This window comes from Arthrobacter koreensis, from assembly GCF_035792275.1.
Lineage (GTDB): Bacteria > Actinomycetota > Actinomycetes > Actinomycetales > Micrococcaceae > Arthrobacter_B > Arthrobacter_B koreensis_A.
Window position 1 is genome coordinate 61,229 of record NZ_JAMWKK010000001.1, and the last position, 24,147, is coordinate 85,375.

Below are 24,147 nucleotides of genomic sequence, written 5' to 3' on the forward strand. Positions count from 1 at the left end.
CGTTGGGTCCCTTTCGAGCCTAGTCCAGAAGCAGGGCAGGTTCTTCCAGGATGGCGGCCACATCAGCCATGAAGCGTGCCGAAAGGTCGCCGTCGACCACCCTGTGGTCAAAGGAGCCGCCAAGGGTGGTGATCCACCGCGGGATCACCTCGCCGTCCAGCACCCACGGCTTCTGCTTGATGGTGCCGAAGGCAACGATCGCGACTTCCCCGGGGTTGATGATCGGCGTCCCGGTATCAATGCCCAGGGCACCGATGTTGGTGATGGTGAGCGTGCCGCCGCGCATGTCCGCGGGCGGAGTCTTGCCCGCCCGGGCCGTGGTGGCCAGCTCGTTCAGCGCCACCGCCAGTTCCTTGAGCGAAAGGTCCTGGGCGTCCTTGATGTTCGGAACCATGAGCCCGCGCGGCGTGGCTGCGGCAATGCCCAGGTTCATGAAGTGCTTGACGTGGATCTCGTCGCCGGCCCAGGTGGCGTTGACGGAGGGATTCCGCGCTGCGGCCCAGATGACCGCCTTCGCCAGGATCAGCAGCGGTGAAACCTTGATGCCTTCGAAGTCGCGGGACGCTTTTAGCCGCTTCACGAACTCCATGGTCCGCGAAGCGTCAACGTCCACGAAAATGCTCACGTGCGGAGCGCTGAAGGCACTGTCCACCATCGCCTTTGCGGTGGCCTTCCGGACGCCCTTGACCGGAATCCGCTCGATCCGGCGTTCCTGGGGCTTGCTGGAGGGTGACCAGAAGGTGTCCGCCGAATCGACTTCCGACTCGCGCTGGGCCTGGTAGCTGATCAGGTCCTGCTTGGTGACCTCGCCTCCGGCACCGGTGGCCGGCACGTCGGCAAGGTTGATGCCCAGGTCCTTGGCGGCCTTTCGGACCGGAGGCTTGGCCAGCACGCGCTGGAGCAGCTGGTTGAAGCGGTCCTGGACGGCAGCGCCCGCTGCAGCCACGGCGGCTCCGCGGGGGTCCGGCCGGCCGGCGGCACGGGGCGCCGTTGCGGAGGAAGGCGCCGCCGCCGAAGAAGGTGCCTCGGCGGGGGCTGGTGTCGGCGCCGACGCTTCCTGGGCGGGGACGGCCCGGTTCCGGCGCGGACGCCGGCGGACGGCGTCGGCCTTGGGACCGGTGCCGGTGAGTGATGCCGACGGCGGGCCGTCGGCGGCGGCCGGAGCCGCCGTCGTTGTTTTCCCTGCGGCTGCGGGTGCCTTGTCGGCAGCCTTCCTGCTGCCGCCGGCGGGCGCCACGCGGAAGATGGGGGTGCCCACTTCAACGGTGGTGCCCTCCTCGGCGAGGATGCCGCTGACGGTTCCAGCGAATGGAGAAGGAAGTTCCACCAGTGACTTCGCGGTCTCGATCTCCACGATCACGTCATTGATGGCAACAGTGTCGCCTTCCTTGACCCGCCACTGGACGATCTCGGCCTCGGTGAGGCCTTCCCCGACGTCGGGCAGTTTGAATGTTTTCTCAGTCATGGCATCTCGATCTGGCGTTGGCCGGCGGGCCGGCGGCGGAAGCAGCTGTCAGGGGCTCTCAGTAGGAGAAGACGGTGTCGAGGGCATCAAGGAGCCGGTCGATGTCCGGCAGGTAGTGCTCTTCAACGGCGGCAACGGGATAGGGCATGTGGAACCCGCCTACCCGCAGAACGGGCGCTTCCAGGTGCAGGAACGCGCGCTCTGCGACCCGGGACGCGATTTCACCGCCGATGCCGCCGAACGTCGGGGCTTCGTGCGTGACGATCAGGCGTCCGGTGCGGCGAACCGATTCGGTGACGGTATCGAAGTCGATCGGGGAGATGGAGCGCAGGTCGATGACCTCAACGCTCCGCCCGTCTTCGGCGGCGGCTTCGGCGGCGGCCAGGGCCACGGGTACCAGGGGTCCGTAGGCCACGATCGTCGCATCGGTTCCGGCGCGCAGGACCTGTGCCGTGAACGGATCGCCCGACGGCGCCGAGGTGTCCACCTCACCCTTGAGCCAGTAGCGGCGCTTGGGTTCAAAGACAATGACCGGGTCCTTGCCCTGCATTGCCTGCTGGATCATCCAGTAGCCGTCCTGCGGGCTGGAGGGGGCCAGGATGCGCAGCCCGGCGGTGTGCGCAAAGAGGGCTTCCGGGGACTCCGAGTGGTGTTCGATCGATCCGATGCCGCCGCCGTAGGGAATCCGGATGACCACGGGCGCGCTCAGGGCACCTTCGCTGCGCGAGTGCATCTTGGCCAGCTGGGTGGTGATCTGGTTGAAGCCGGGGAAGACGAAGCCGTCGAACTGGATTTCGCAGACCGGACGGTAGCCGCGCAGGGCCAGGCCGATCGCGGTGCCGATGATCCCGGACTCCGCCAGCGGGGTGTCCATGACGCGGTCAGTGCCGAATTCGGCCTGCAGTCCTTCGGTGATGCGGTAAACGCCGCCAAGGGCGCCGATGTCCTCGCCCATCAGCAGGGTCTTGGGATCGGCTGCCAGACCGGCACGCAGGCCGGCGTTGATGGCCTTGGCCATGGTCATGGTGCTCATGCGCCGACCTCTTCCTCGGTGTCGTTGGTGCCGGCGGCTTCGTCCGCGTCGGCGAACCCGTCCTCATAGGCCCGGTGGAAGGCCAGTTCCTCGGCAATGAGCGGGTGCGGTTCGGCGTACACATCCGCGAAGGATCCAGCGAACGACGGCGGTTCCATGGCCTGCACGTCGGCGCGCAGCCGGGCGGCCAGTTCGTCCGCTTCTGCCGTGAGGGAGGCGAAGAATGCGTCGTCGCCGGCGCCGGTGGAGCGCAGGTGCTTTTCCAGGCGGGTGAGCGGGTCCCGGCCAATCCATGCCTCTTCGTCCGCGGATAGGCGGTACTTGGTGGGGTCGTCCGCGGTGGTGTGGGCGCTCATGCGGTAGGTGAAGGCTTCAATCAGCACCGGGCCGTTGCCGCTGCGGGCGTGTTCAAGTGCCCAGCGGGTGACGGCATGGACTGCAAGGACGTCGTTGCCGTCCACGCGGATGCCCGGGAATCCGTAGCCCTGGGCACGGTTGGCCAGCGGGATGCGTGACTGGACTTCGGTGGGAACCGAAATTGCCCAGTGGTTGTTCTGGCAGAAAAAGACCACGGGTGCGTCGTAGGAGGCCGCGAAGACCATCGACTCATGCACGTCGCCCTCTGAGCTGGCGCCGTCGCCGAAGTAGGCAACGGTGGCGCCGGCGGGCTGCGACGGGTCGGCGGCGTTGTCCCGCGCCATGCCCATGGCATAGCCGACGGCGTGCGGGACCTGGGCGGCAAGCACCAGCGTGTAGAGGTGGAAGTTCGATTCCCGCGGATCCCAGCCGCCGTGGGAGATGCCGCGGAACCTGCGCAGCAGGTGGGAGAGCTGCAGCCCGCGGGTGAGGGCCACGCCGTGCTCGCGGTAGGTGGGGAAGACATAGTCCTGGGCGGCCAGGGCGCGGCCGGAACCGATCTGTGCGCCTTCCTGCCCGGTGAGCGGCACCCACATCACCAGTTCACCCTGGCGCTGCAGGGCCGTGGCCTCGGTGTCGAACCGGCGGATGAGGAACATGTCCCGGTAGAAGGAGCGCAGCGCCTCGTCATCAACGTCTTCGGCGTACCGGCCGTACAGCTCGTGTCCGGTGCGCACCCCTTCCGGGGTCAGCAGCTGGACCATGCCGTCCGGTGAGCTGCCGGGGGCAGGCACCAACGTCTCATTCAGCGCCGGCGAATCGAATTCGGTGGCGGGCAAGTGCTCCAGGGCCATACCTCTCCTCGCCGGGGCGGACTTTCAGGTCCCGCCCCCGCTAGAAATATGCCGCGTTGGGAATATGTACCCGTGGTGGCATATATGTGGAAGTTACTTCCCACAGCCTAGCGAGGGCAGCGACCCGGAAAGCACTTAGGACACGCTAGGAAACCCGGGGCCCTTTTGTATAGGTCGCACATAAAGCGAGGAAACGGCTGTTGGCTTCCTCCTCGCCGATCGTGACCCGCACACCCTCAGTGCCGAAGGCGCGCACTGCCAGTGCCTGCTGCTCTGCCAGCACTGCAAACTCGGGGGTGTTCTCCCCCAGGCCCAGCCAGACGAAGTTGCCTTCAGCCTGCGGAATATCCCAGCCGAGGGCCTTCAGCCCCTCAACCACGCGGGTCCGCTCAGCGACCAGCGCTTGTATTCTTTCCACAAGTTCGCCGTGGTGCTTCAGGGAGGCAATCGCTGCCTGTTCCGCGATCTGCGACACGGCAAACGGCACGGCAGTCACCCGCAGGTACTGCGTCAGGTGCGGATGCGAAATTGAATAGCCGACGCGCAGGCCTGCCAGGCCGGCCCCCTTGGAGAAGGTTCGCAGGACAACCACGTTCTGGTGGCGACGGTAGACGTCCACCCCGTTGACTGCATCGGGGTCGCGGACGAAGTCTTCATAGGCTTCGTCAATCACCACGATGACGTCTGAGGGGACTTTCGCCAGGAATCCTTCGACTTCCCCGGTGCTCAGCACCGGGCCGGTGGGGTTGTTCGGCGTGCACAGCAGGATCAGCTTGGTGCGGTCCGTGACTGCCGCCGCCATGGCATCGAGGTCATGGCGTCCGTCGGGGAGCAGCGGAACCTGCACACTGCGGGAACCGGAGAGTCCCACCGAAATGGGATAGGCCTCGAAGGAGCGCCACGGGTAAATAACTTCGTCCTGGGTGCCGTCCTCGTTCTGCCCGGCAAACGTGGCCAGGAGCTGGTTCAGCGCGCCGAGGCTTCCGCCTCCGGTAACGATGTCTTCAGCGGGGACATCCAGGAAAGAGGCCAGCTCGGTCCGCAGCGCCGTTGCCAGCGGATCGGGGTAGCGGTGCACGTTCGGGTGGGCAGCAATTGCTTCCAGGACTGAAGGCAGCGGCGGAAAGGGGTTCTCATTGGAGGAGAGCTTGTAGCTCTGCAGCCCTTCGATAGCCACGGGCGGTTTTCCGGCAGCGTAGCGCGGCAGCCGGTCAACCACCGGGCGCGGACTAATGCCGGGCGCCGGATCAGCCACAGCGTTGGTGTCATTCTCGGTAGTGGTCATGGCTTAAGACTAGTCCGGATTTGCAGGTGCCTATGTGACGTGCTGCACAGGATGACCTAACCGGAAACCGTCCGGCGCTTGGGACGGCGCAGCTGCTGTGCCAGCATTAGGGCATGCGCCTCGTGCTGACAATCCTCATCAACGCCCTCGCCCTCTGGGTTGCCGCCTGGGCGCTGCCCGGAATCGTGGTCGGGGAAGCCGGAACCCCTGCCACCGGCAATGCCACCCTGGACATTGTGCTGGCCTATCTCTTCATCGGGCTGGTCTTCGGAGTCGTGAATGCGCTGGTGCGCCCAATCGTCCGCCTGCTGGCCCTGCCGCTGACCATCCTGACGCTCGGGCTCTTCACCGTGATCATCAATGCCGCCATGCTGATGCTTACAGCCTGGCTGACCAGCTTCACGCCGGTGCACTTTGAGATCGACTCCTTCTTCTGGACGGCCATTTTCGCCTCGATCATCATCTCCTTGGTCTCGCTGGTGGCTGGTTCGCTGGCCGGTACCCGCCGCTAGTCCCCGCCCCGGCGGACGACGTGCGGCAGCGACGGGCCGGGGGCCGGTCCGGGCAGGCCTTTCGGTACTACCTGGACCGGCGGCCTGCGCTCACGGCGCCGGAACCGGTACAGCTCCCGGGCAGCAACACTGCCTGACCCCACCACGGCCCCGACCCCCGCCAGGGACGCACGAAGCGACGGATCCGCACTGGCATCCGCGGCCGCGGCTCCCTCCAGATAGACTGGCAGTTTGTGGGCCGGGCCCAGCCCATTGTCTCCAGCCAGCACCGGAACGTCGTCGGTCAGCGTCATAGTCACCCGGTTGGGTGCGTCGGGGTTGGAGGTGCCGTCCGCACCGGGCACCCAGTCCTGGGCGTGTTCCAGGTGCAGCGCCTGGACCTCAGGCGGGATCCCGGCGTCGCCGGCGGGTGCTCCTGCGGTGAGCACATAACGGACATCCAGCCCCGCCGTTTCACGCAGGTACCCGGCCGAGTTCGCAGCATGAATCCCGCCCTGGCTGTAGCCGACCAGAATGACCGAGTCACCGGCTTCCGCCCCGGCCTGCCTCAGCGCCTCCGCCACGGCAGCGGCAACAAACCGGCTTTCGGCCGCCCTGCCTTCGGCATTGCCGTAGTTGTCGAACGGGTTTTCCCCTGCGCTCCTATCGCCCGGCTGGGTTCCGGGCAGCGTGACCACGAAGACAGTCCCGGCCCCGGGGTTTCCCGCGGCCGCCTCCAGGCGGAGCACCTCCACAACGCCGGGATCGTTCTCGCGAAGGAGCACCGCGCTTCTCTCCAGCAGTCCGGCCGCTGTACCGGAAACCGGAACCTCCCCCGTCCCGGGCGCAGGCTCGGCCCTTTCCACGGTGACCTCCCGGAGCGCACGGCGTCCGCCGAACGCCTCGGCAAACGCCAGCAGAACGGGAGTGTCCACAAACCGCAGCGGAAGGGATTCAACTGCACGCAGTTTCGGAAAGCCGCCCGCACCGGGGTCCAGAAAGAGCAGGCCCAGAGGCAGCAGCCCGGGCGGGGCGGCAATGCGTTCAGCCCGCCCCTCGGCATCCCGGTAATTCCGAACCGCTGAGCGCAGGTCCGCAGCCGCCCGGGAGGACCTTTCGATGCAGGAGCGGAGCAGGAAAACAGCACGGTCGAGTTCGCTCCTGGCCGTCTCGGCGGCAGGGGCGGGCTGCATCCGGACCCAGGCCATTTCCTCTTCGCTGATCCGCTGCAGGCTGCCAGCGATTCCGGAGAGGGTTTCTGTAATCGAATCCAGGCGGGCCGCCCGGATCTCCAGGGCATCAAACTCCACCATGATGCTGTTTTCCCCGCCGCGGACCGAGTACGCGGGCGCGGGCAGCGGACATTTTTCGAACATTCCCCTTTACCCCCAGGCTTCAAGCTGCTCCGCAGCGGACACCGTGCGGCGCGCCGAGGCAGCATGTTCCAGCGCGTCCCGGCAGGCCCCAAGGTCCGCGGCCAGGTCATTCAGGCCCGCTTGGAAAGCCCGCCCGGCCGGGGACCGCCAGGGCTCTGGGCCAACCTCTCCGAGTTCGCCCTGCAGCCGGCCCAGCTCAGCCGCGTGCGCCTCAAGGAGCAGGGCCGTCTCCCCTGCCCGCTGCGCCTGGGCCGTTGCGTCCCCGCCTGGCACCGTCACCACCACCGTCCTCCCCTCCGCGCAAGAGCCGACACATGTCCGCACACTCATCCGGCACCCGTCCGGCACCCGTCGGGGAGCCGGGCCTGCCGCGCCGGTTCCGCAACCATAGGCAGCCGGCGGGGCGCCGGCGCCGTGCACCGGCCGGGTCCGGGGAAACCCACCCGCCGCCGGGAGTCTTGTGGAGGACACCTTGGCCTCCTGTCACGGAATCGGCCGCAGCGCGGGACCGTGGAAGAATTGGGGCCATGGCCGATTCTTCTTCCGCACCCCGCGTTTCCCTTGCCTCCGTAACCCCCGCAATCGCGCTCGGGCCGCTGGACGGCCGGTACCGCTCTGCGACCGCACCACTGGTCGACTACCTCTCCGAGGCCGCGCTGAACCGCGACCGCACCCACGTTGAGGTCGAGTGGCTCATCCACCTCACCTCCAATTCGGTGCTGCCGGGAACCTCCCCGCTCTCCGCCGAGCAGCAGGCACAGCTGCGGGAGATCGTTTCCGGTTTCGACGGCAACTCCGTCAATGAACTGGCGGAAATCGAGCAGGTCACCGTCCATGACGTGAAGGCCGTGGAGTACTACATCGGCCGCCGGCTGGCCGCGATCGGCATCGAGAACCTCACCGCCCTGGTGCACTTCGGCTGCACCTCCGAAGACATCAACAACCTTTCCTACGCCCTGGGCGTGAAGGGAGCCGTGGAGAACGTCTGGCTGCCCGCCGCCCGGAAGATGGTGGCCCAGATCGCCGCCATGGCAGAAGAAACCCGTGCCGTGCCCATGCTCTCCCGCACCCACGGCCAGCCCGCCACCCCCACCACGCTGGGCAAGGAACTGGCTGTTACGGTGCACCGTCTGACCCGCCAGCTGGACCGCGTTGCCGGCACCGAATTCCTGGGCAAGATCAACGGCGCCACGGGCACGTACGCCGCGCACTACGCTTCCGTTCCGGGTGCTGACTGGCAGCAGGTGGCAAAGTCCTTCGTCGAGGGCCTGGGCCTGACCTGGAACCCGCTCACCACCCAGATCGAGTCACATGACTGGCAGGCCGAGCTGTACGCGGACATGGCACGCTTCAACCGCATCCTGCACAACTTCTGCACGGACGTCTGGAGCTACATCTCCATCGGCTACTTCGCCCAGGTCCCCGTTGCCGGGGCCACCGGCTCCTCGACCATGCCGCACAAGGTGAACCCGATCCGCTTCGAGAACGCCGAAGCGAACCTTGAAATCTCCAACGGCCTGCTGGACACCCTGGCCTCCACGCTGGTCACCTCCCGCTGGCAGCGCGACCTCACGGACTCCTCGTCGCAGCGGAACATCGGCGTCGCCTTCGGCCACTCGCTGCTGGCGATCTCCAACGTGGCCAAGGGCCTGGAGCGCCTGAACGTCGCCGAAGACGTGCTGGCTGCGGACCTGGACACCAACTGGGAAGTCCTCGGCGAAGCCATCCAGATGGTGATGCGGGCCGAGGCCATCGCCGGCGCTCCGGGCATGGAAAACCCGTACGAGCGGCTCAAGGAACTCACCCGCGGACACCGCGTGGACGCCGAGCGCATGAAGGAATTCGTCTCCGGGCTGGGCCTGCCGGCCGAAGCCGAGGCACGCCTGCTCGCTCTCACCCCGGCCAAGTACATCGGCATCGCCGAAAACCTGGTGGACCACCTGCAGAAGTAGGCCACACCAAACAACGACGGCGGGAGGCCGGGTTCGAAAACCCGGCCTCCCGCCGTCGTTGTTAAGGGGTTCTTAGTCCGCAGCAGCGAGCTGGCCGCAGGCGCCGTCGATCTCCTTGCCGCGGGTATCGCGGACCGTGGTCGGAACGCCGGCGTCGATCAGGGTGTCGATGAACTCCTGGATCACCTCCGGTTCCGGGGAAGTCCAGATGGAACCCGGGGTGGGGTTCAGGGGAATCGGGTTCACATGGACCCAACCGCGGCCGCGGGAGTTGAGCTTCTTGGCCAGCAGGGCAGCACGCCACGGGTGGTCGTTCATGTCCTTGATCAGCGCGTACTCGATCGAGACGCGGCGGCCGGTGGTGCGGTAGTAGTTGTATGCGGCGTCGAGCGCCTCATCCACCTTCCAGCGGCTGTTGACCGGGATCAGGTCGTCACGCAGTTCGTCGTCCGGTGCGTGCAGGCTCAGCGCGAAAGTGACCGGAATGTTCTCTTCGGCCAGCTTCTTGATGGCGGGAACCAGGCCCACGGTGGAGACCGTGATGTTACGGGCGCTCATGCCCAGGCCTTCGGGAGCCTCGGCGGCCATCCGGTGTACGGCGTTCATGACGCGCTTGTAGTTGGCCAGCGGTTCACCCATGCCCATGAAGACGATGTTGGTGACGCGCTCGGCGTCGTGCCCGCCGTCGCGGCGCTTGCCGCCCAGCCCGCCTTCGGCGATGACCCGGTTGGCCTGGACAATCTGGTCCAGGATTTCCGCGGTGGACATGTTGCGGGTCAGCCCCGCCTGGCCGGTGGCGCAGAACGGGCAGTTCATGCCGCAGCCGCACTGGCTGGAAACGCAGAGCGTGATCCGGCCCGGGTAACGCATGAGCACCGACTCCACGAGCGACCCGTCGAACAGCCGCCACAGGAACTTGATGGTGTCACCGTTGTCCGTGGTGAGGCGCTTCACCTCGGTGAGCAGGGTGGGGAACATTTCCTTGACCAGCTCGTCGCGGCGCTCCTTGGGGAGGTCGCTCATCTTCTCAGGGTCCGTGGTGTAGTGCTGGAAGTAGTGCACCGAGAGCTGCTTGGCGCGGAATCCGGGCAGCCCCAGGGACTTGAGCTTCTCCTGGCGCTGGGCAAGCGTCAGGTCGGCAAGGTGTTCCGGCGGCTGTGACACACGCGGGGACTTGAACTGCAGCAGGGGGCGGCCGTCGGGCTCCTTGGCCTGCTCCCAGCCTTCGGTCGCGGGACGCACCTGAGGCTTGTCGCCGGGTACGCTCAGGGCAGCTGGGGAAGTTTTGGGGGAAGTCATCCCTTCCATTTTGACATGTATTGGCGAATCGTGTTTTTGGCTTAGCCCAGTTCTCACACAGCGGAAACACAGCGGAAATCCGGGCTTCGTAGATTGAAGTGAACCAGTCCCGCAGGCCCAGGAGGTTCACGTGTTCCCGCTACCCCCGAACCTGTCCATCCGCGAGGTGCCGTGGTCCAACCCGGTGGGCGCGGACCTGCGGCGGGCGCAGCAGGCTGAACTCGATTCCCGCTTCGGGACCACCGGGCACGACCCGTCGCCGCCCGCCGAGGAGGACACGGCGGTGTTCGTGATCGCTTATGAACGAAGCTCGGGACAGCCGCTGGGGTGTGGGGGGCTCCGGCGGCTGGACCGGTCCACGGCCGAAATCAAGCGGATCTACGTGCTCCCTTACGCCCGGGGCTCGGGGGTGGCCACCGCCATCCTGTCTTCGCTGGAGTTCCGTGCCCGTGCCGCCGGATTCGGAGCGGTCACCGCAGAAGCGGGGTCAGCCCAGTCCGACGGAAAACGGTTCTATGCGCAGGCCGGGTATACGCAGGTGCCGAACTTCGGCCCCTATGCAGACCTGCCGCATTCAACCTGTTTCGCCAAGGTAATCGAGCCGGGCGTAAGGTCCACTGAGCTGAGCGCGTCCCTGACGTCGAAGATTCTGTAGCGGGGACCGCCGGCTCAGCCTTCAACGGGGCATCAGCCGGCTTCAACGGGGCGGGAGCGCCCCCGCGGCGGCAGCGGAATCATGGGTGAGGTGCGGCGCTGGTACTGGCTGTACGCGGGATAGCGGCTGGAGGAAATGCTCTCCGTGAAGACGGTGGAGCCGGCGAACAACAGAGTCAGGAGCAGCGGGCCGGCGATCGTGAGGTGGAGCCAGGCACCGGAGGCGGATACCGCGAAGCCGTAGAACAGCCACCACTGTGCCTGCTCGAAGAAGAAGTTCGGGTGCCGTGAATAGCGGAACAGTCCGGTCTGCACAAACCCCTGCCCTGCCTGGCGGCCGGCAGCCCGTTCGGCCTTTTTCCACTGCTGGAAGTTCCATTGCTGCTGGTCTGCGGTGGTCTCGCCCGCCAGTGCGGCCAGGAACAGCACCGCAAGCACCCAGTCCCAGGCGCTGAGCGGTCCCGGGTTCTCGAAGACCGTCAGGGCCGGGAGGGTCATGAGCCAGATGATCAGGTTCTGGTAGATGCTGATGAACCCCAGGTTGAACAACTGGAACTGCCAGGGACGCAGCCGGCCGCGCAGGATCGCCCAGCGGTAGTCTTCGCCCCCGGGCGCGTAACCGCCCTTGCGGGCAAAGTTGAAGGTGAGGCGGGCGCCCCAGAGGGTCACGAGGACTGCCATCAGCACCAGCCGGGATTCCCAGTCCGACGCCGCCGCGAAGACCCACACGTAGGCCACCGGGACTATCGACCAGACCCGGTCAGTCCAGGAGTACTCGCGGGTGATCAGGGACAGGATCCAGGTGGCGGCGGTGACCGCCGCAAGGATCCACAGGCACACACGAACCGGGTCCATTCTTGGAGGATACGGCTCTCGCTGTCCCGGCGGGACCCCCGGGCCGCACGCCGGGACAGGAAACCGCAGACCCGCTCTGCAGGACTAGTACTCGGTGCGCGCTTCCGCAGCGTTCCAGGCCTCGAACGGTGCCGTCCGGGTGTCACCGGGGAGCTGTTTCACCGGCATCGAGCGCTCCTCAACGGGAGTCTCGAAGTACTCGTAGAAGACCGCGTCGTCGAATCCGGCGGCGGCGGCATCGTGCCGGTCCGCGGCGTAGACCACCCGGTCGATGCGGGCCCACAGCGCCGATGCCAGGCACATGGGGCAGGGCTCGCAGCTGGTGTAGAGCACCGCACCGCTGAGGTCGAAGGTTCCAAGCTGGGCGCAGGCATTGCGGATTGCGGTGACTTCCGCATGTGCGGTGGGATCGTTGCTGGCGGTAACCCGGTTGACGCCGTCGAACGCCTGTCCGTCCGCCGTGACGATGACGGCGCCGAACGGTCCTCCGCTGTCCGCGACGTTGGCTGTGGCCAGCTCGATGGCCCGGGAAAGATATGCGGCGTCTGGATTCATGGGTACTGCCCCCTGCGATCAAGGCCCCGGCGGTCTCTCCGGCCGGGAAATGCCAGGTAGTTAGCACCGGCCGGTGCCCGCCTTCGCAGAACTGAGATTAGCACCACGTCCGGCGGCCCGTCAGATGGGTCCGGTAGATTACCTGCACACCCGTTTCTCCCGGAAAGGCAGCATGGACCAGACACAGTGGACTCCGGTCAGCACGCACGCACTTGAACTCGGCGAAGGCCTGCGGCACACTCCCGGCGGCGCCCGGTGGGTGGACCTGGTAAACGGGGAACTGTACGCCTGGGCTCCCGGGGACAGCGCTCCGGTGCTCACCCACAGGCTCGCGGAGCCGCTGGGCTTCGCCGAGGAGGATCCGACGGGGCGGCTGATCGGCGCCGCCGGCACCGGCGTCGTCGAGCTGCTCGCGGACGGCAGGTCCGTTCCGCTGGCCGGCACCGGCCTGGACCCGGCGCGCTACCGGGTCAACGACGGCTCTTTCGCGCCGGACGGATCGCTGTGGTTCGGAACGATGGTCCACGACGGATCGGACCCCGACGGCGCCGTGTGGCGCTGGGACCCGGCGGGCAGCGCCGTCGAGCAGCTGCGCAGCGGCATCCCGATTCCCAACGGCCCCCTGTTCCTGCCCGACGGCCGCAGCGTGCTGGTTTCGGACACCGAGGCGGGAAGAATCCTGAAGACGACGACGGCGGACCCCGGGGCTGCGGAGGTGTTCGCCCAGGTGTCCGACGGCAATCCGGACGGAATGTCCGTGGACGCCAAGGGACGGATTTGGAGCGCAGTCTGGGGCGCCTCGCGGCTGGACGTCTACGGCGGCGACGGCCGGCTGCTTGCTTCGGTACCGGTGCCGGTCCGGCAGCCCACCAGCGTTCTGGTTCTGGGGGATCAGGTGCTGGTCACCAGCGCGGCCTCGGGCCTCTCCGATCCCGGCCCGCTGGACGGCTACACGATCACCGCTCCCCTGAGCGCAGTGCTGCCCTAGCCTGCGGCGGGATCCCCGACGAAGCGGGAGCGGCCGGCCAGGAATCCCATGCCCGCGGCGGCCGCCCCGATGCCCAGGAACATCACCGCAGCGGGGGTGAAGGAACCCGCGGCAGTGTGCAGGATGCCCACAAGCAGCGTTCCGGAGGAGCCGACGCCGTACCCGACGCACTGCATCATGCCGGACACGCGGGCCGCGGTCCCTGCGTCACGGGTGCGCAGCACGATCATGGTCAGCGCCAGCGCAGTCAGGCTGCCCTGCCCGACGCCGAGCATTCCTGCCCAGACCCAGATGAGGTCCAGCGGACCCAGGATCGTGAGCGCAAAACCGGCACCGGTCAGCAGCGCGATGCCGGCGTTCAGCCAGCCCTGGCTGCGCAGCCGGGCCGCCAGCGGCGGAGCGAGGAAGGAGCCGAGGACCTGCACCACGATCGAGCCGGCCACCACGTAACCGGCCAGGGTGCCGTCGATCCCGCGTTCCCGCAGAATGGGTGCCAGCCACGCGAAGACACTGAAGGACATCATGGCTTGAAGGGCCATAAAACCGGTGATCTGCCAGGCCAGCGGTGAACGCCAAACTGAGGGGCCGGCGTCGGACTGGGCGGTGGTGGATGTCCGGCCGCGGCGCAGCGCCAGCGGTGCAAAAAGCAGGACCACCAGGGCTGCCGGAAGTGTCCAGAACGCCAGCGCGTCCTGCCAGGACCCGGTGGCCTGCAGCAGCGGCTGGGTGAATCCGGCTCCCAGCGCGGCGGCGGCGCAGATGGATCCCGTGTACAGGCCGCTCATCAGGCCCAGCCGGTGCTGGAAGTCGCGCTTGACCAGGGTGGGGAGCAGGACGTTGACGACGCCGATGCCCGCGCCCGCGGCGACCGTTCCGGCGGCCATCGCAGTGAAGTCGCCGGTGCCCCTGACAGCGAGTCCGGCGGTGAGGACCACCATCGCGGCGAGAATGGTTCGTTCGATGCCCAGTTTCCGGGCCAGTGGAGGAGCAGCCGGGGCAATCAGGCCCAGCAGCAGCACCGGTCCGGTGGTGAGCACGCTGACCAAGGCCGGAGGCATTCCGGAAGCCTCGGTGATTTCCGGGAGGATGGCGGAGAAGCTGGAGAACACCGTTCGCAGGTTGAGGCCGATGAGCACAATGCAGACGGCCAGCAGGATGCCGGCGCGGCGCCGGTTCGGTGCCTGCGGCGGTGCGGTGTTCTCCGGCGCCTGGATCGTGGCCGTGTTGCCCATGGTGTCCTCTCCCCCGAGGACAAGCCCCGTACGTTCGCAGGACAACGCTACGAGCAACCGGCGGCCGGACCAAAACGCCCCATCGAGAGGCCACTTACGGCTCGTTTGGGCGCCGTAACCAGCCGTAACTGGCCTCTCGATGGAAGGGGGCGGGGCGGCTAGGTGCGGCGGGTGCCGGTCCCGGCCGCGGAGGCAGCGCCGTCGTTCTCTGTCGGGGAAGGCCAGTGCATCCAGGCAGGCAGGATCGCGAGGACCCCGACGGCGGCGGCGATGCCGAAGGCCGGCAGCGGCGACTCGGGCCGGAGGATGGCCCCCAGTCCCACGGAACCGGCTGCCTGGCCCACGGCGAGCGCAATAAAGAGGGCAACCGTTCCCGCAGAGCCGTTTCCGGGAAGAATGCGCACGGCCCAGACGATCAGCACTCCGCTCAGTGCTATGTAACTGGCTCCGAAAAGCGCGGCCGCGCCGTACGCAACGGCCGGGAATCCCGGTGCAGCAGCCAGCAGCAGCGTCGCGGCGGACATCAGCGCGGCGGTCACGGTCCATGCCGTGCGCAGGCTCCAGTTCTGGACAATCGATCCCGCTCCGGCGCCGAGCATCCCAAAGGCTCCCAGTACCATCCACGCGCCAATCGAGTACACCTCCTTCCCGGTGCCGGCGGCCAGGATGGTGCGTCCGAACGTCCAGACCGCAGCACTCGCCGCACCCGCCAGGCCCGCGGCAATCAGCGGCCGGCCCAGCAGCCCCAGTTCCTTCCGGCCCGGCCGTGGTGCCGGCACTGCCGCCGCCTTCTTGTGGTCAGAACGCAGCGTCGCGAGGGTGGATAGAACAACGACGGCGGCAATGGCTGCCCAGCCGAGCCGCCACTGGCCTGCCACCAGGATCAGCAGCAGCCCTGCGGCCACGAGTCCGGCACCGGTTCCGGAGTTGACGATGGTCTGTGCGTTCTCCTGGCGCCGGGACTCGACGTTGGACTCGATGAGGGTCACGAGGCCTGGCGTCGCAAACCCGGCACCGGCGCCGGCAAGGATGACGGCTGCCGCCAGCACCCCGGCATTCGGTGCAGCGGCCACTCCAGCGGCACCAAACGCAGCGGTTGCCCCGGCCAGCAGGACCACGAGCCGCGGACGGCCGCCCAGCCGGGCCGCCAGCAGCGCGGTGACGCAGTAGGAGAGGAAGCTGCCTGCCTGGATCGCTCCGGACAGGCCGGGGCCCAGCTCGAAGGCTTCCGCAAAACTGGGCAGGAACAGGCCGTACCCGAACCGGGCCAGACCGTAGGTGGCCGCGATCAGCGCCAGACCGCTGGCAACAAGCCTCCACTGCACTGCGGGCCTCCTCTGTTCTCGACTAGAACGATCGTTACAGTCAAACAGAACTACCGTTGCGGCACAAGGCTGGCTAGAGTGGGCCCATGACCAGCGTCCAGAAACTCCCGGCCCGCGGGCGGCTGCTCGCCGCTGCCGAAGACGCGTTCTTTTCCCGCGGCATCCGGGCCACGCCCGTCGATGACGTGCTCCGGGCCGCGGACGTTTCCGCCGCCACGCTGTACGCCCACTTCGGCAGCAAGGACGGGCTGGTGGCTGAGGCCCTGCGGGTCCGCCTGGCCGAATGGCAGGCGGTGTGGGACCAGTGCGTGGTCCGTGCCGGCAGTGACCTGGACCGGCTGCTGGCTGTCTTTGATGCCCTTGCTGCCTACCGCGAACGCCAGCCTGCCGCCCGGTGGTGCGCCTTCCTCGCCGCCGCAACGGAACTGCCCGACGCCGGGGACGAGATTGCCGGTGTCCTCGCAGCGGACACTGAACTGCTGAATGAGAGGCTGCGCCACTTTGCCCGCCCCTTGGCCGGTGACCGGGCTGCGGACCTGGCCGACGACGTCGTACTGGCCTACAACGGCACCCTGGCGGCGTATCTGCGCGGGTATCCGGCGTCGCCGATCGAGACCGGACGCCGGGTTGCTGCGGCGGCGGCCGCCGCCTACTAGCTCCCTCTACCAACCGAGAGGCCAGTTACGGCTGGTCTGAGCGCTCAAACCGGCCGTAACTGGCCTCTCGGTGGGGATCGAGGAGGGGGCTAGCCCAGAATCATCCCGGCGGCACGCTCGGCGATCATCACCGTCGGGGCGTTGGTGTTGCCGGTGGGAACCATCGGCATGACCGAGGCGTCGGCGATCCGGATGCCGGCCAGCCCGTGAACACGCAGATCGGCCGGGTCCACCACTGCCTGCTCGTCGGTGCCCATCCGGCAGGTCCCCACCTGGTGGTGGTAGGTGACCACTGAGTCGCGGACGTACTGCGCCAGGTCCTCATCACTGTCTGAGACGGCCGGGCCGGGGTGCAGTTCCTTGGGCTCCCAGTTCGCCAGCGCCTCGGACCGGCCAATCTCCCGGCACTGCCGCACGGAAGCGACCAGGGCATCGACGTCGGCTTGTTCGGACAACGCACCCAGGTCGATCCGCAGCGGATCCTCCGGCGACGGGCCGGTCAGCGTGATCTCGCCACGGCTCTCCGGGCGCACCAGCCCGCCGAGCATGGAGAAGCCGTTTTCCGGGCCGGTCATCTCCCCGCCCGCGTAATCCTGCGAGTACATCGGCACCGAGAAGAAGATCGGCTGGGTGTCCGGAACCGGCAGCTCCGGCCGGGACTTGGCGAACAGGTGCACCTCGGCGGGTGCCACCTCACCGTCCGGCACCGGGCGGGCACCCGCGGAGAAAATCACCGGAGCCAGCAGGTGGTCCTGCAGGTTCTTGCCCACCCCGGGCAGGTCCAGGACCGGTTCGACGCCGGCCGCCTCCAGTTCCGCTGCCGGGCCGATGCCGGAACGCAGCAGCAGTTCCGCGGAGTTGATGGCACCGGCGCACAGGATGGTCTCGCCGGCATGAGCGGTACGCAGTTCCCCGCCGAGTTCGAATTCGACGCCGCGGACCACGCCGTCTTCCACCAGCAGACGGCGCACATGGGCACCCGTCAGCAGCGTCAGGTTCGGGGAGTCCATGACCGGCTTGAGGTAGGCGTGCCAGGTGTTGAACCGCTTGCCGTCCCGGACGTTCAGCTGCATCCGGGACACGCCCTCGACGCTGCCGGAGTTGTAGTCCGGGTTCAGCTCCAGCCCGATCTCCTGCGCACCCGCCAGCATGTCCTCCTGCACAGGATTGCGCGGGAAGTCCTGGACTACATCCAGCAGGCCGCCGGTGCCGCGCGTTTCGGAGGCGCCGCCGTCGTAGTTCTCAATCTGCCTGAACACGGGCAGGACGTCCTCCCAGGACCAGCCCTCACAGCCCGCCTCGGCCCAGGAATCGTAGTCCCAGCGGTCACCGCGCACCCAGATGGACGCGTTCAGGGCATGCGATCCGCCCATCACCTTGCCCCGGGGTAGGTGGATGCGGCGGCCGGAGGCGCCCTGCTGTTCGGTGGTGTAGTAGTTCCAGTCCTGCGGGCTGTGCCAGAGCGCGCCCAGGGTGTTCAGGTGCGCGATGTCCGGATTCGTGTCCTGGTCCCCGGCTTCGAGGACGGTGACCTGCTTGCCGGCATCGAGCAGGCGGCGGGCGACGACGTTGCCGGCTGAGCCGGCGCCAATGACAAGGTATTCGGTTTCCATGGAAGCTTCGTTGCTTTCGTTCGTGCCGATCGGGGGTTAGTAGCTGAGGACCTGCGGGGCACCGAGGGCCTTGAGGCCTTCGACGCCGAATTCGAGGCCATAGCCGGACTGCTTGGCACCGCCGAACGGCATGCGGGGGTCTACGGCCCCGTGCTTGTTGATCCACACAGTGCCGGCTTCGATCCGGGCGGCGACCGCCAGGGCCGCGTCCTTATCCGAGGACCAGACGGAAGCTCCGAGTCCCACATCCAGGGCGTTGGCCATTTCCACCGCCTCATCAACACTGGAGTAGCGAATGATGGGCAGCGCCGGACCGAACTGTTCCTGGGCCACCAGCGGGTTGTCATTGTCGATGTCCGCCACGAGGGTCGCGGGGTAGAAGTAGCCGGGCTGGTCCGTTGCCGGGTTTCCGCCGGTGACGATCCGGGCTCCGGCGTCCTTCGCGGCCTGCACCAGGTCCGCGACGATCTGGAACTGGGCCTTGTTCTGCAGCGGGCCCAGGACGTTGTTTTCATCCAGGCCAACACCCATCGGCATGGCGTTCGCGACGCCGGCCAGCGCATCAACGACGGCGTCGTAAATGTCCTCGTGCACGTAGAGGCGCTTCAGCGCGGCGCAGGTCTGGCCGGTGTTGATGAACGCGCCCCAGAACAGGTCTTCGGCGATGGCGGCGGGATCGGCGTCCGGCAGCACAATCCCGGCGTCGTTGCCTCCGAGCTCCAGGGTCAGGCGCTTCACGGTGTCTGCCGAGGACCGGATGATCGCCTTGCCGGTGGCGGTGGAGCCGGTGAACATGACCTTGTCGATGTCCGCATGCCCGGCCAGGGATTCGCCCACGTCCCGGCCGCCGGAGACCACGTGAAGCACGCCTGCCGGCAGGGCCTGGTTCAGGACTGCCGCCAGCGCCAGCACGGAAAGCGGGGTGTACTCGGAGGGCTTCATCACCACGGTGTTGCCCATCCGCAGCGCCGGCGCCAGCTGCCAGATGCTGATCATCATGGGCCAGTTCCAGGGGCCGATAGCGCCCACCACGCCGAGGGGGCGGTAGTGCAGTTCGGCGCGGCCGCCTTCGTCGTCGACCAGCACTTCGGGTTCCAGTTCGAACGACGCCGTGGCGCGCAGCCAGGCGGCACAGGCGCCGACTTCGAAGCGCGCGTTGGGGCCGTTCAGGGGTTTGCCCTGCTCGCGGGAGAGCAGTTCGGCGAGGCCTTCGGCTGCGGCTTCAACGGCGTCGGCCGCCTTCATCAGGGCCGCGGAGCGTTCGGCGTGGCCGAGGGCTGCCCACTCCGGCTGGGCCAGGCGGGCGGAGGCCACGGCAGCTTCGAGGTCAGCGACCGTGTGGACGGGGGCCGCGGCGACTACCCCGCCGGTTGCGGGGTCCAGGATGTCACGGGATTCCGGCGCTGCCGGGATGGCTGCGAGCAGGTCCGAGTAGCTCGTGAGGGATTCGGTGGTGTGCATGGTTGCTCCTTTGCAAAGGGTGGATCGGATGGTCTTTGTTAGGCGGATTCAGCAGGCACGGCGTCCGCGCCGCCGATTCCCGCGTACACGTCAGGCCGGGCAGTGCGCAGCCGGAGCGCCCAGGCTATTCCCGCCAGGCCGGGCACTACGGCGATGGCCGGCAGCAGCCAGCCCAGGATGCTGGCTTCCTCCAGGCCGATCAGTACTTCGAAGTTCGCGACGATGAGGCCGAAGAGGACTGTCAGCGCGATTCCTGCGGCGGCGGGGGCTACGGTCCGGGTCCAGGTGCCGTGGCCGTGCGGGCTGCGGCGGAAATACCCGACGACGGCGAACGAGGTCAGGGCCATGAGCAGCACCAGGCCGAAGGCGCCGAGGTTGGTCAGCCAGGTGAACATGGTGAGCACGGGGAAGAGCGGTCCGTATTCGTGGCCGGTGCCGGCCGCAGCAAAGACCCCCAGCAGGATGAGGGCCAGCGCAGACTGGGCCAGCGATCCGGCCACCGGAGCCTGGGTGCGCGGATTAATCCGGGACAGTCCCACCGGAAGCACGCCCTCGCGTCCGAGGGAGAAGAAGTACCGGGCCACTACGTTGTGGAAGGCCACCAGCGCAGCGAGCAGGCTGGTAATGAACAGCAGATTGGCCAGGTCCACGAACCAGCCGGGCGAGTGCTCGCCGAGGAACACGAAGATCAGGTCCGGGCCGAACTCGCCGGACCGGGCAACCACCTGGCTGTCACCCTCACCGACGGCCATCGCCCAGGCGGAGAACGCGTAAAAACAGGCGATGATCACGATGGCAATGAAGGTCGCCCGGCGGGCCGTCCGGCTGGGGTCCTTGACCTCTTCGTTGTAGATGGCTCCTGACTCGAAGCCCATGAATGCCGCAATGCTGAACGCGAGTGCTGCGCCGACGCCGGCAGCGAAGAGGCTGCCGGGCTCAAGCGACTGCCCGCTGAGTCCCTCCGGAGCCGTTCCAAGGGCAAAGACGTCATAGACCACCACAACAAGGAATTCGAGGAGCACCAGGACACCCAGCACCTTGGCGGACAGGTCCACTTTGTTGATGCCGAGCAGCGCAACCACGATCCACCCGGTGAGGGCGCAGAGCCACCAGGACACTGAAAGTCCCGCGGTTCCGGCCAGGAAGGATGACAGGGCAAATCCAAACAGGCCATAGATGCCAATCTGCATCGCGTTGTAGGCGACCAGTGCGACGACGGCGGCCCCTACGCCGGCAGGCTTGCCGAGTCCGCGGGAGATGTAGGCGTAGAACGCTCCTGCGTTGTGTACGTGCTGGCTCATGGCCGAGTACCCCACGGAGAAGAGAACCAGCACAGCCCCCAGGACTATGAAGGAGAGCGGTATGCCCAGCAGGCCGGTGACGGCGTAGTTGCTGGTAACACCGCCGGCTACGACCGTGAGGGGCGCGGACGCCGCGATGATCATAAAGACCAGGGCCGGGACGCCGAGGCGCCGGCTCCCAAGTGCTGCACGCTGAGCGTCGTGCTGGGTCAGTGACACATGAGCCTCCAGTGGGGGAAGGGCCCGGTATCCCGCGGGAACGGCGCGGCCGGGCGGATTCCTTCAACTGTGTCCTGGAGCACACGTCGGGGGCTTGGCTTTCCGTGTGCAGTTGTTGACTAACCGCGCACAGGCAGCAGGTGCCGCTGGCGGTATGCAGAGGGTGACTGCCCGTATGCGGACCGGAACACCCGGCTGAAGTGGGCCGGATCCGGCAGTCCCCACCGCGTACCTATGCTGCCGACGGGGACCTCCGCCCGGAGCGGATCCAGCAGGTCGCGGCGCGCCCCTTCCAGCCGCCGGCCGCGGATCCACGCAGCCACGGTGGTGCCGGAGTCCTCAAAGAGCTTGTGCAGCGTCCTCGTGGACATAAAGTGCGCGGCAGCGATGTATCCGGGCGAGAGATCCGGGTTGGCTAGCTGGCCGTCAATGAAGTGCTGGACCCGGCGCAGCATCCGTTCATGTCCGTCCTGTTCACCGCCGGGCCGCGAGTAGGCTTCGTCGGCCAGCAGGGTGGAGAGAAGATCCACGGTGTTGAGCGCCAGCCGGTGTCCGATGGGTCCGTCAAGTTCGGGCAGCATTGCCGCCAGCTGGGTGAGGAACGGCACGACGGCGCGGCCCAGCCGGTGCCCGGCGCCCAGCCTCACTGCCGTCATCTCCGCCATGTCTTCAGCGGACAGTCCCAGCAGCTGCTTGGGGAACATCAGCACAAGATTCGTGAAGTCGTCGTCGAAGCTGAGCGTGTAGGGCTGCTCGGTGTCATAGATGGCCAGGTCCCCCGGCTCCATCAGCGCTTCCCTGCCGCCCTGGATGAGGACTCCGCGCCCCGAGAGCTGCAGGCTCAGCTTGTAGAATCCCTCGCAGTCCGGATCAAGGCCGATCAGCCCGGGTGTGCGTTCAACCCGGTGCGCCATGGCATCAACCTGGATGATGGCCAGCTCCCGCAGCCTGCGGCCGGTGAGCCTGCCTGAAAAGTTCCCCGCGCCGGCCCTCACGGGGACGGCCTCTAGCGGCACGAAGGACTTGGAGACCAGTGCCTTCCATTCACCGAAACTGGCAGCTTCAGCGGTCTCCGGAGCCACCTCCGGGGCACTGCGCCCGGAAAGGGAGGGGGCGCCGGCCTGGACAGCCGGACGAACGGCATGCCGGCCGGGCGTGCGGGCTGTTGTTGCCGGACTCATGCTTCCCCCTTGAAGTTAGGTGCGTCACATGAGCATGAATGTACGCCACCCCCGGGGGAAAGTCATCATTTTTCTCCCTTTGTTGAATAACCTCAGGGGTGCACGACGGCCTTCAGCGCACCCTCCCGGGCGCCGGCAACCAGGGCCGCCCCGACGTCGTCGAGCCCGTGCTGCGAAGTGACCAGCCCATCCAGGTCCACCAGGCCTTTTTCCGCAATGGAAATGGCCAGCGGCCAGGTGTTGGCGTAGCGGAAGGTGCCCGTGATGCGCAGTTCCCGGCCCTGCACCAGCGGAACGGGCAGCGCGATGGTGTCCGCACCCATACCCACCAGGACGCACCGTCCGCGCGGAGCCAGCCGCTGCATGCCGGACAGAACGGCCCGTTCAGCCCCGGTGGCGTCAATGAAGACCTGGTATTCGGGTACGGGTTCCGGTGCGTCTGCGGTTGTGAAGGTATGGGCGGCGCCGTACCGCGCGGCGGCCGCCAGCCGTTCAGCGCGGACATCGGTGACGGTGACGTCGGCGCCCGCGAGCGCACAGACGGCGGAGACGAGCAGGCCGATCGGACCGGCACCGGCAATGAGCACCTTGTCCCCCAGCTGCACTTCCCCTGCCGCGCGGGCGGCGAGCGCCACGCTCAGCGGTTCCAGCAGGGCGGCCGCATCATCGGAGAGCTGACCCGAGACAGGGTGGGCGAACGCCGCCGGATGCACCACATATTCGGCGAAGGCGCCGTCCACCGGCGGGGTGGCGAAGAAGCGCACATCAGGATCGAGGTTGTAGTGCCCGGCCAGTGTCTGCTTCGAGTATGGCTGCGGAATGCCCGGCTCCAGCGAGACCCGCTGCCCCACCAGGGCCGGGTCGACGCCGCTGCCCGCTGCTTCGATCCGGCCGGAGGCCTCATGGCCCAGGACCAGCGGAGCTTCCACCACAAAGCTGCCGATCCGTCCCTCCTGGAAGTAATGTGTGTCCGATCCGCAGACTCCCACCGAGGTGATCCGCACCAGGACCTCCCCGGGCCCGGGGGTGGGCACGGGCCGTTCCTCCAGCCGCAGCTTGCCCGGCCCGTCCAGCACGGAGACGGACATGGACTCGCCGGCGCTCACTTGACGGCTCCCATCGACAGGCCGCGGACCAGCTGCTTCTGCGCCACCCAGCCTGCCAGGACCACCGGCAGCGATGCGAGCACCGAGGCCGCGGAGAGCTGCGCCAGGTACAGGCCCTCACTGGTCATCTGGGAGACCAGGAAGACCGGCACGGTGGCCGACTTGGCGGCCGTGAGGTTCAGGGCGAAGAAGAACTCGTTCCAGGCGAAGATCACGCAGATCAGTGCCGTGGCGGCCAGCCCGGGCGCCACCATGGGCATCAGCACCCGCCACAGCGTCTTGATGAGTCCGGCGCCGTCCATCTGTGCCGCCTCCAGCACTTCGGACGGAACTTCCTGGAAGAAGGACCGCATCATCCACACGGCGATGGGCAGGTTCATCGACGTGTAGAGCACAACCAGCGTCCAGACGTTGTCCAGGACCTTCAGCTGTCCGGCAATGACGTAGATCGGCATGATCACGGCGACGACCGGCAGCATCTTCGTGGAGATGAAGAAGAACAGCACATCCTGGGTCCGTTTCACCGGCCGGATGCTGAGGGCGTAGGACGCGGGCACCGCCAGGATGACCACCAGCAGGGTGGAGACGCCGGTGGCGATGACCGAGTTGAGGAAGTAGGTACCGGCACCGGCATCCAGCACCGCCCGGTACTGGTCCAGGGTGGGGGTGAAGAAGAACGACGGCGGGTTGGAGGCGGCCGCTGATTCCTGCTTGAAGGAGGTCAGCACCATCCAGAGCACCGGGGAGAAAAACCCAATGGCAATGATCCAGGTGAAGACGGTCAGCAGCGACGCTCCGGCGCGCGGCTTGGGTTTGCGCCTTTGCGGCGGGGCGGCGGCAGCGGCGGGGGTGCGTTCGGCCGGAGCCGGCTGTGTCTGGGTGGCCACGG

22 protein-coding genes are annotated in these 24,147 nt (G+C 67.5%); 5 read left to right on the forward strand and 17 right to left on the reverse strand.

Translation table 11 applies throughout. From position 1 onward, the window contains the following. Positions 1–19: 19 nt before the first annotated feature. From NGB94_RS00290 to NGB94_RS00305, 4 genes are all read right to left on the reverse strand, one after another. On the reverse strand, positions 20–1,465 hold the full coding sequence (locus NGB94_RS00290; protein WP_325788226.1) for a dihydrolipoamide acetyltransferase family protein: 1,446 nt from the start codon (positions 1,463–1,465) through the stop codon (positions 20–22). A 58-nt stretch (positions 1,466–1,523) separates the two neighbouring features. Further along, positions 1,524–2,498: an alpha-ketoacid dehydrogenase subunit beta gene (locus NGB94_RS00295; protein WP_325788227.1), complete on the reverse strand. Its 975-nt coding sequence runs from the start codon at positions 2,496–2,498 to the stop codon at positions 1,524–1,526. Further along, positions 2,495–3,709 (reverse strand): pyruvate dehydrogenase (acetyl-transferring) E1 component subunit alpha, encoded by a 1,215-nt coding sequence (gene pdhA / locus NGB94_RS00300; protein WP_325788228.1) that lies wholly within the window; start codon positions 3,707–3,709, stop codon positions 2,495–2,497. Before pdhA ends, NGB94_RS00295 begins: the two co-directional genes overlap by 4 nt. A 145-nt stretch (positions 3,710–3,854) precedes the next feature. After that, positions 3,855–4,994, reverse strand: coding sequence for a histidinol-phosphate transaminase (locus NGB94_RS00305; RefSeq protein ID WP_325788230.1), 1,140 nt, complete (start codon positions 4,992–4,994; stop codon positions 3,855–3,857). 113 nt (positions 4,995–5,107) lie between these two features. Here NGB94_RS00305 and NGB94_RS00310 point away from each other — a divergent pair, with 113 nt between their 5' ends. Then, positions 5,108–5,506, forward strand: a complete 399-nt coding sequence (locus NGB94_RS00310) for a phage holin family protein (protein WP_325788231.1) — start codon at positions 5,108–5,110, stop codon at positions 5,504–5,506. Here NGB94_RS00310 and NGB94_RS00315 read toward each other — a convergent pair. Together NGB94_RS00315 and NGB94_RS00320 are read right to left on the reverse strand one after the other, a co-directional pair. After that, positions 5,503–6,861, reverse strand: a complete 1,359-nt coding sequence (locus NGB94_RS00315; RefSeq protein WP_325788233.1) for a hypothetical protein — start codon at positions 6,859–6,861, stop codon at positions 5,503–5,505. The genes NGB94_RS00310 and NGB94_RS00315 overlap by 4 nt on opposite strands. A 6-nt stretch (positions 6,862–6,867) precedes the next feature. After that, positions 6,868–7,140, reverse strand: a complete 273-nt coding sequence (locus tag NGB94_RS00320) for a hypothetical protein (RefSeq protein WP_325788234.1) — start codon at positions 7,138–7,140, stop codon at positions 6,868–6,870. A gap of 248 nt (positions 7,141–7,388) precedes the next feature. Here NGB94_RS00320 and purB point away from each other — a divergent pair, with 248 nt between their 5' ends. Beyond that, a complete protein-coding gene (gene purB / locus NGB94_RS00325) occupies positions 7,389–8,813 on the forward strand; it encodes an adenylosuccinate lyase (protein ID WP_325788235.1) in 1,425 nt (474 codons plus the stop codon). 72 nt (positions 8,814–8,885) lie between these two features. On the opposite strand, the gene rlmN is transcribed toward purB, so the two are convergent. Further along, positions 8,886–10,112 (reverse strand): 23S rRNA (adenine(2503)-C(2))-methyltransferase RlmN, encoded by a 1,227-nt coding sequence (rlmN, locus tag NGB94_RS00330; RefSeq protein WP_325788237.1) that lies wholly within the window; start codon positions 10,110–10,112, stop codon positions 8,886–8,888. Positions 10,113–10,242: 130 nt separating this feature from the next. Between rlmN and NGB94_RS00335 the strand changes: the two genes are divergently transcribed. Next, on the forward strand, positions 10,243–10,767 hold the full coding sequence (locus tag NGB94_RS00335) for a GNAT family N-acetyltransferase (protein ID WP_325788239.1): 525 nt from the start codon (positions 10,243–10,245) through the stop codon (positions 10,765–10,767). Between the two features lie 32 nt (positions 10,768–10,799). Here the strand turns inward: NGB94_RS00335 and NGB94_RS00340 are convergent, their stop codons facing one another. Both NGB94_RS00340 and NGB94_RS00345 read right to left on the reverse strand, forming a co-directional pair. Further along, positions 10,800–11,621: a DUF1295 domain-containing protein gene (locus tag NGB94_RS00340; protein ID WP_325788240.1), complete on the reverse strand. Its 822-nt coding sequence runs from the start codon at positions 11,619–11,621 to the stop codon at positions 10,800–10,802. A gap of 84 nt (positions 11,622–11,705) precedes the next feature. Beyond that, positions 11,706–12,176, reverse strand: coding sequence for a nucleoside deaminase (locus NGB94_RS00345; protein WP_325788242.1), 471 nt, complete (start codon positions 12,174–12,176; stop codon positions 11,706–11,708). A 172-nt stretch (positions 12,177–12,348) separates the two neighbouring features. Here NGB94_RS00345 and NGB94_RS00350 point away from each other — a divergent pair, with 172 nt between their 5' ends. Then, positions 12,349–13,164: an SMP-30/gluconolactonase/LRE family protein gene (locus NGB94_RS00350; protein ID WP_325788243.1), complete on the forward strand. Its 816-nt coding sequence runs from the start codon at positions 12,349–12,351 to the stop codon at positions 13,162–13,164. On the opposite strand, the gene NGB94_RS00355 is transcribed toward NGB94_RS00350, so the two are convergent. Further along, the gene (locus tag NGB94_RS00355) at positions 13,161–14,396 is read right to left on the reverse strand and encodes an MFS transporter (RefSeq protein WP_325788245.1); all 1,236 of its coding nucleotides are present in this window, start codon (positions 14,394–14,396) and stop codon (positions 13,161–13,163) included. The two genes, NGB94_RS00350 and NGB94_RS00355, sit on opposite strands and share 4 nt — an antisense overlap. A 158-nt stretch (positions 14,397–14,554) precedes the next feature. Further along, complete coding sequence (locus tag NGB94_RS00360; RefSeq protein ID WP_325788246.1) at positions 14,555–15,721, reverse strand: MFS transporter; 1,167 nt, start codon at positions 15,719–15,721, stop codon at positions 14,555–14,557. A gap of 86 nt (positions 15,722–15,807) precedes the next feature. On the opposite strand from NGB94_RS00360, the gene NGB94_RS00365 reads away from it, so the two are divergent. Then, complete coding sequence (locus tag NGB94_RS00365) at positions 15,808–16,377, forward strand: helix-turn-helix domain-containing protein (RefSeq protein ID WP_325788248.1); 570 nt, start codon at positions 15,808–15,810, stop codon at positions 16,375–16,377. 89 nt (positions 16,378–16,466) lie between these two features. On the opposite strand, the gene NGB94_RS00370 is transcribed toward NGB94_RS00365, so the two are convergent. The 6 genes from NGB94_RS00370 to NGB94_RS00395 all read right to left on the reverse strand — a co-directional run bounded on the left by NGB94_RS00370 (position 16,467) and on the right by NGB94_RS00395 (position 24,145). After that, positions 16,467–17,990, reverse strand: a complete 1,524-nt coding sequence (locus tag NGB94_RS00370) for a GMC family oxidoreductase (protein WP_325788250.1) — start codon at positions 17,988–17,990, stop codon at positions 16,467–16,469. A gap of 36 nt (positions 17,991–18,026) precedes the next feature. Next, entirely contained in the window at positions 18,027–19,451 is a 1,425-nt protein-coding gene (locus NGB94_RS00375; RefSeq protein WP_325788252.1) for an aldehyde dehydrogenase family protein, read from the reverse strand. Between the two features lie 38 nt (positions 19,452–19,489). Then, positions 19,490–20,971 (reverse strand): APC family permease, encoded by a 1,482-nt coding sequence (locus NGB94_RS00380; protein ID WP_325788254.1) that lies wholly within the window; start codon positions 20,969–20,971, stop codon positions 19,490–19,492. Positions 20,972–21,090: 119 nt separating this feature from the next. After that, entirely contained in the window at positions 21,091–22,152 is a 1,062-nt protein-coding gene (locus NGB94_RS00385; protein ID WP_325788256.1) for a helix-turn-helix domain-containing protein, read from the reverse strand. Between the two features lie 92 nt (positions 22,153–22,244). Next, complete coding sequence (locus tag NGB94_RS00390; RefSeq protein WP_325788258.1) at positions 22,245–23,258, reverse strand: NAD(P)-dependent alcohol dehydrogenase; 1,014 nt, start codon at positions 23,256–23,258, stop codon at positions 22,245–22,247. Continuing rightward, the gene (locus NGB94_RS00395; protein ID WP_325788260.1) at positions 23,255–24,145 is read right to left on the reverse strand and encodes a carbohydrate ABC transporter permease; all 891 of its coding nucleotides are present in this window, start codon (positions 24,143–24,145) and stop codon (positions 23,255–23,257) included. The genes NGB94_RS00390 and NGB94_RS00395 overlap by 4 nt, the downstream gene beginning before the upstream one ends. Between the last annotated feature and the right edge of the window lie 2 nt (positions 24,146–24,147).

Coding starts and splice junctions, on each gene's coding strand:
- NGB94_RS00290 (WP_325788226.1), bottom strand. CDS start 1,465: ATGACTGAGAAAACATTCAAACTGCCCGACGTCGGGGAAGGCCTCACC.
- NGB94_RS00295 (WP_325788227.1), bottom strand. CDS start 2,498: ATGAGCACCATGACCATGGCCAAGGCCATCAACGCCGGCCTGCGTGCC.
- pdhA (WP_325788228.1), bottom strand. CDS start 3,709: ATGGCCCTGGAGCACTTGCCCGCCACCGAATTCGATTCGCCGGCGCTG.
- NGB94_RS00305 (WP_325788230.1), bottom strand. CDS start 4,994: ATGACCACTACCGAGAATGACACCAACGCTGTGGCTGATCCGGCGCCC.
- NGB94_RS00310 (WP_325788231.1), top strand. CDS start 5,108: ATGCGCCTCGTGCTGACAATCCTCATCAACGCCCTCGCCCTCTGGGTT.
- NGB94_RS00315 (WP_325788233.1), bottom strand. CDS start 6,861: ATGTTCGAAAAATGTCCGCTGCCCGCGCCCGCGTACTCGGTCCGCGGC.
- purB (WP_325788235.1), top strand. CDS start 7,389: ATGGCCGATTCTTCTTCCGCACCCCGCGTTTCCCTTGCCTCCGTAACC.
- rlmN (WP_325788237.1), bottom strand. CDS start 10,112: ATGACTTCCCCCAAAACTTCCCCAGCTGCCCTGAGCGTACCCGGCGAC.
- NGB94_RS00340 (WP_325788240.1), bottom strand. CDS start 11,621: ATGGACCCGGTTCGTGTGTGCCTGTGGATCCTTGCGGCGGTCACCGCC.
- NGB94_RS00345 (WP_325788242.1), bottom strand. CDS start 12,176: ATGAATCCAGACGCCGCATATCTTTCCCGGGCCATCGAGCTGGCCACA.
- NGB94_RS00350 (WP_325788243.1), top strand. CDS start 12,349: ATGGACCAGACACAGTGGACTCCGGTCAGCACGCACGCACTTGAACTC.
- NGB94_RS00355 (WP_325788245.1), bottom strand. CDS start 14,396: ATGGGCAACACGGCCACGATCCAGGCGCCGGAGAACACCGCACCGCCG.
- NGB94_RS00365 (WP_325788248.1), top strand. CDS start 15,808: ATGACCAGCGTCCAGAAACTCCCGGCCCGCGGGCGGCTGCTCGCCGCT.
- NGB94_RS00370 (WP_325788250.1), bottom strand. CDS start 17,990: ATGGAAACCGAATACCTTGTCATTGGCGCCGGCTCAGCCGGCAACGTC.
- NGB94_RS00375 (WP_325788252.1), bottom strand. CDS start 19,451: ATGCACACCACCGAATCCCTCACGAGCTACTCGGACCTGCTCGCAGCC.
- NGB94_RS00385 (WP_325788256.1), bottom strand. CDS start 22,152: ATGAGTCCGGCAACAACAGCCCGCACGCCCGGCCGGCATGCCGTTCGT.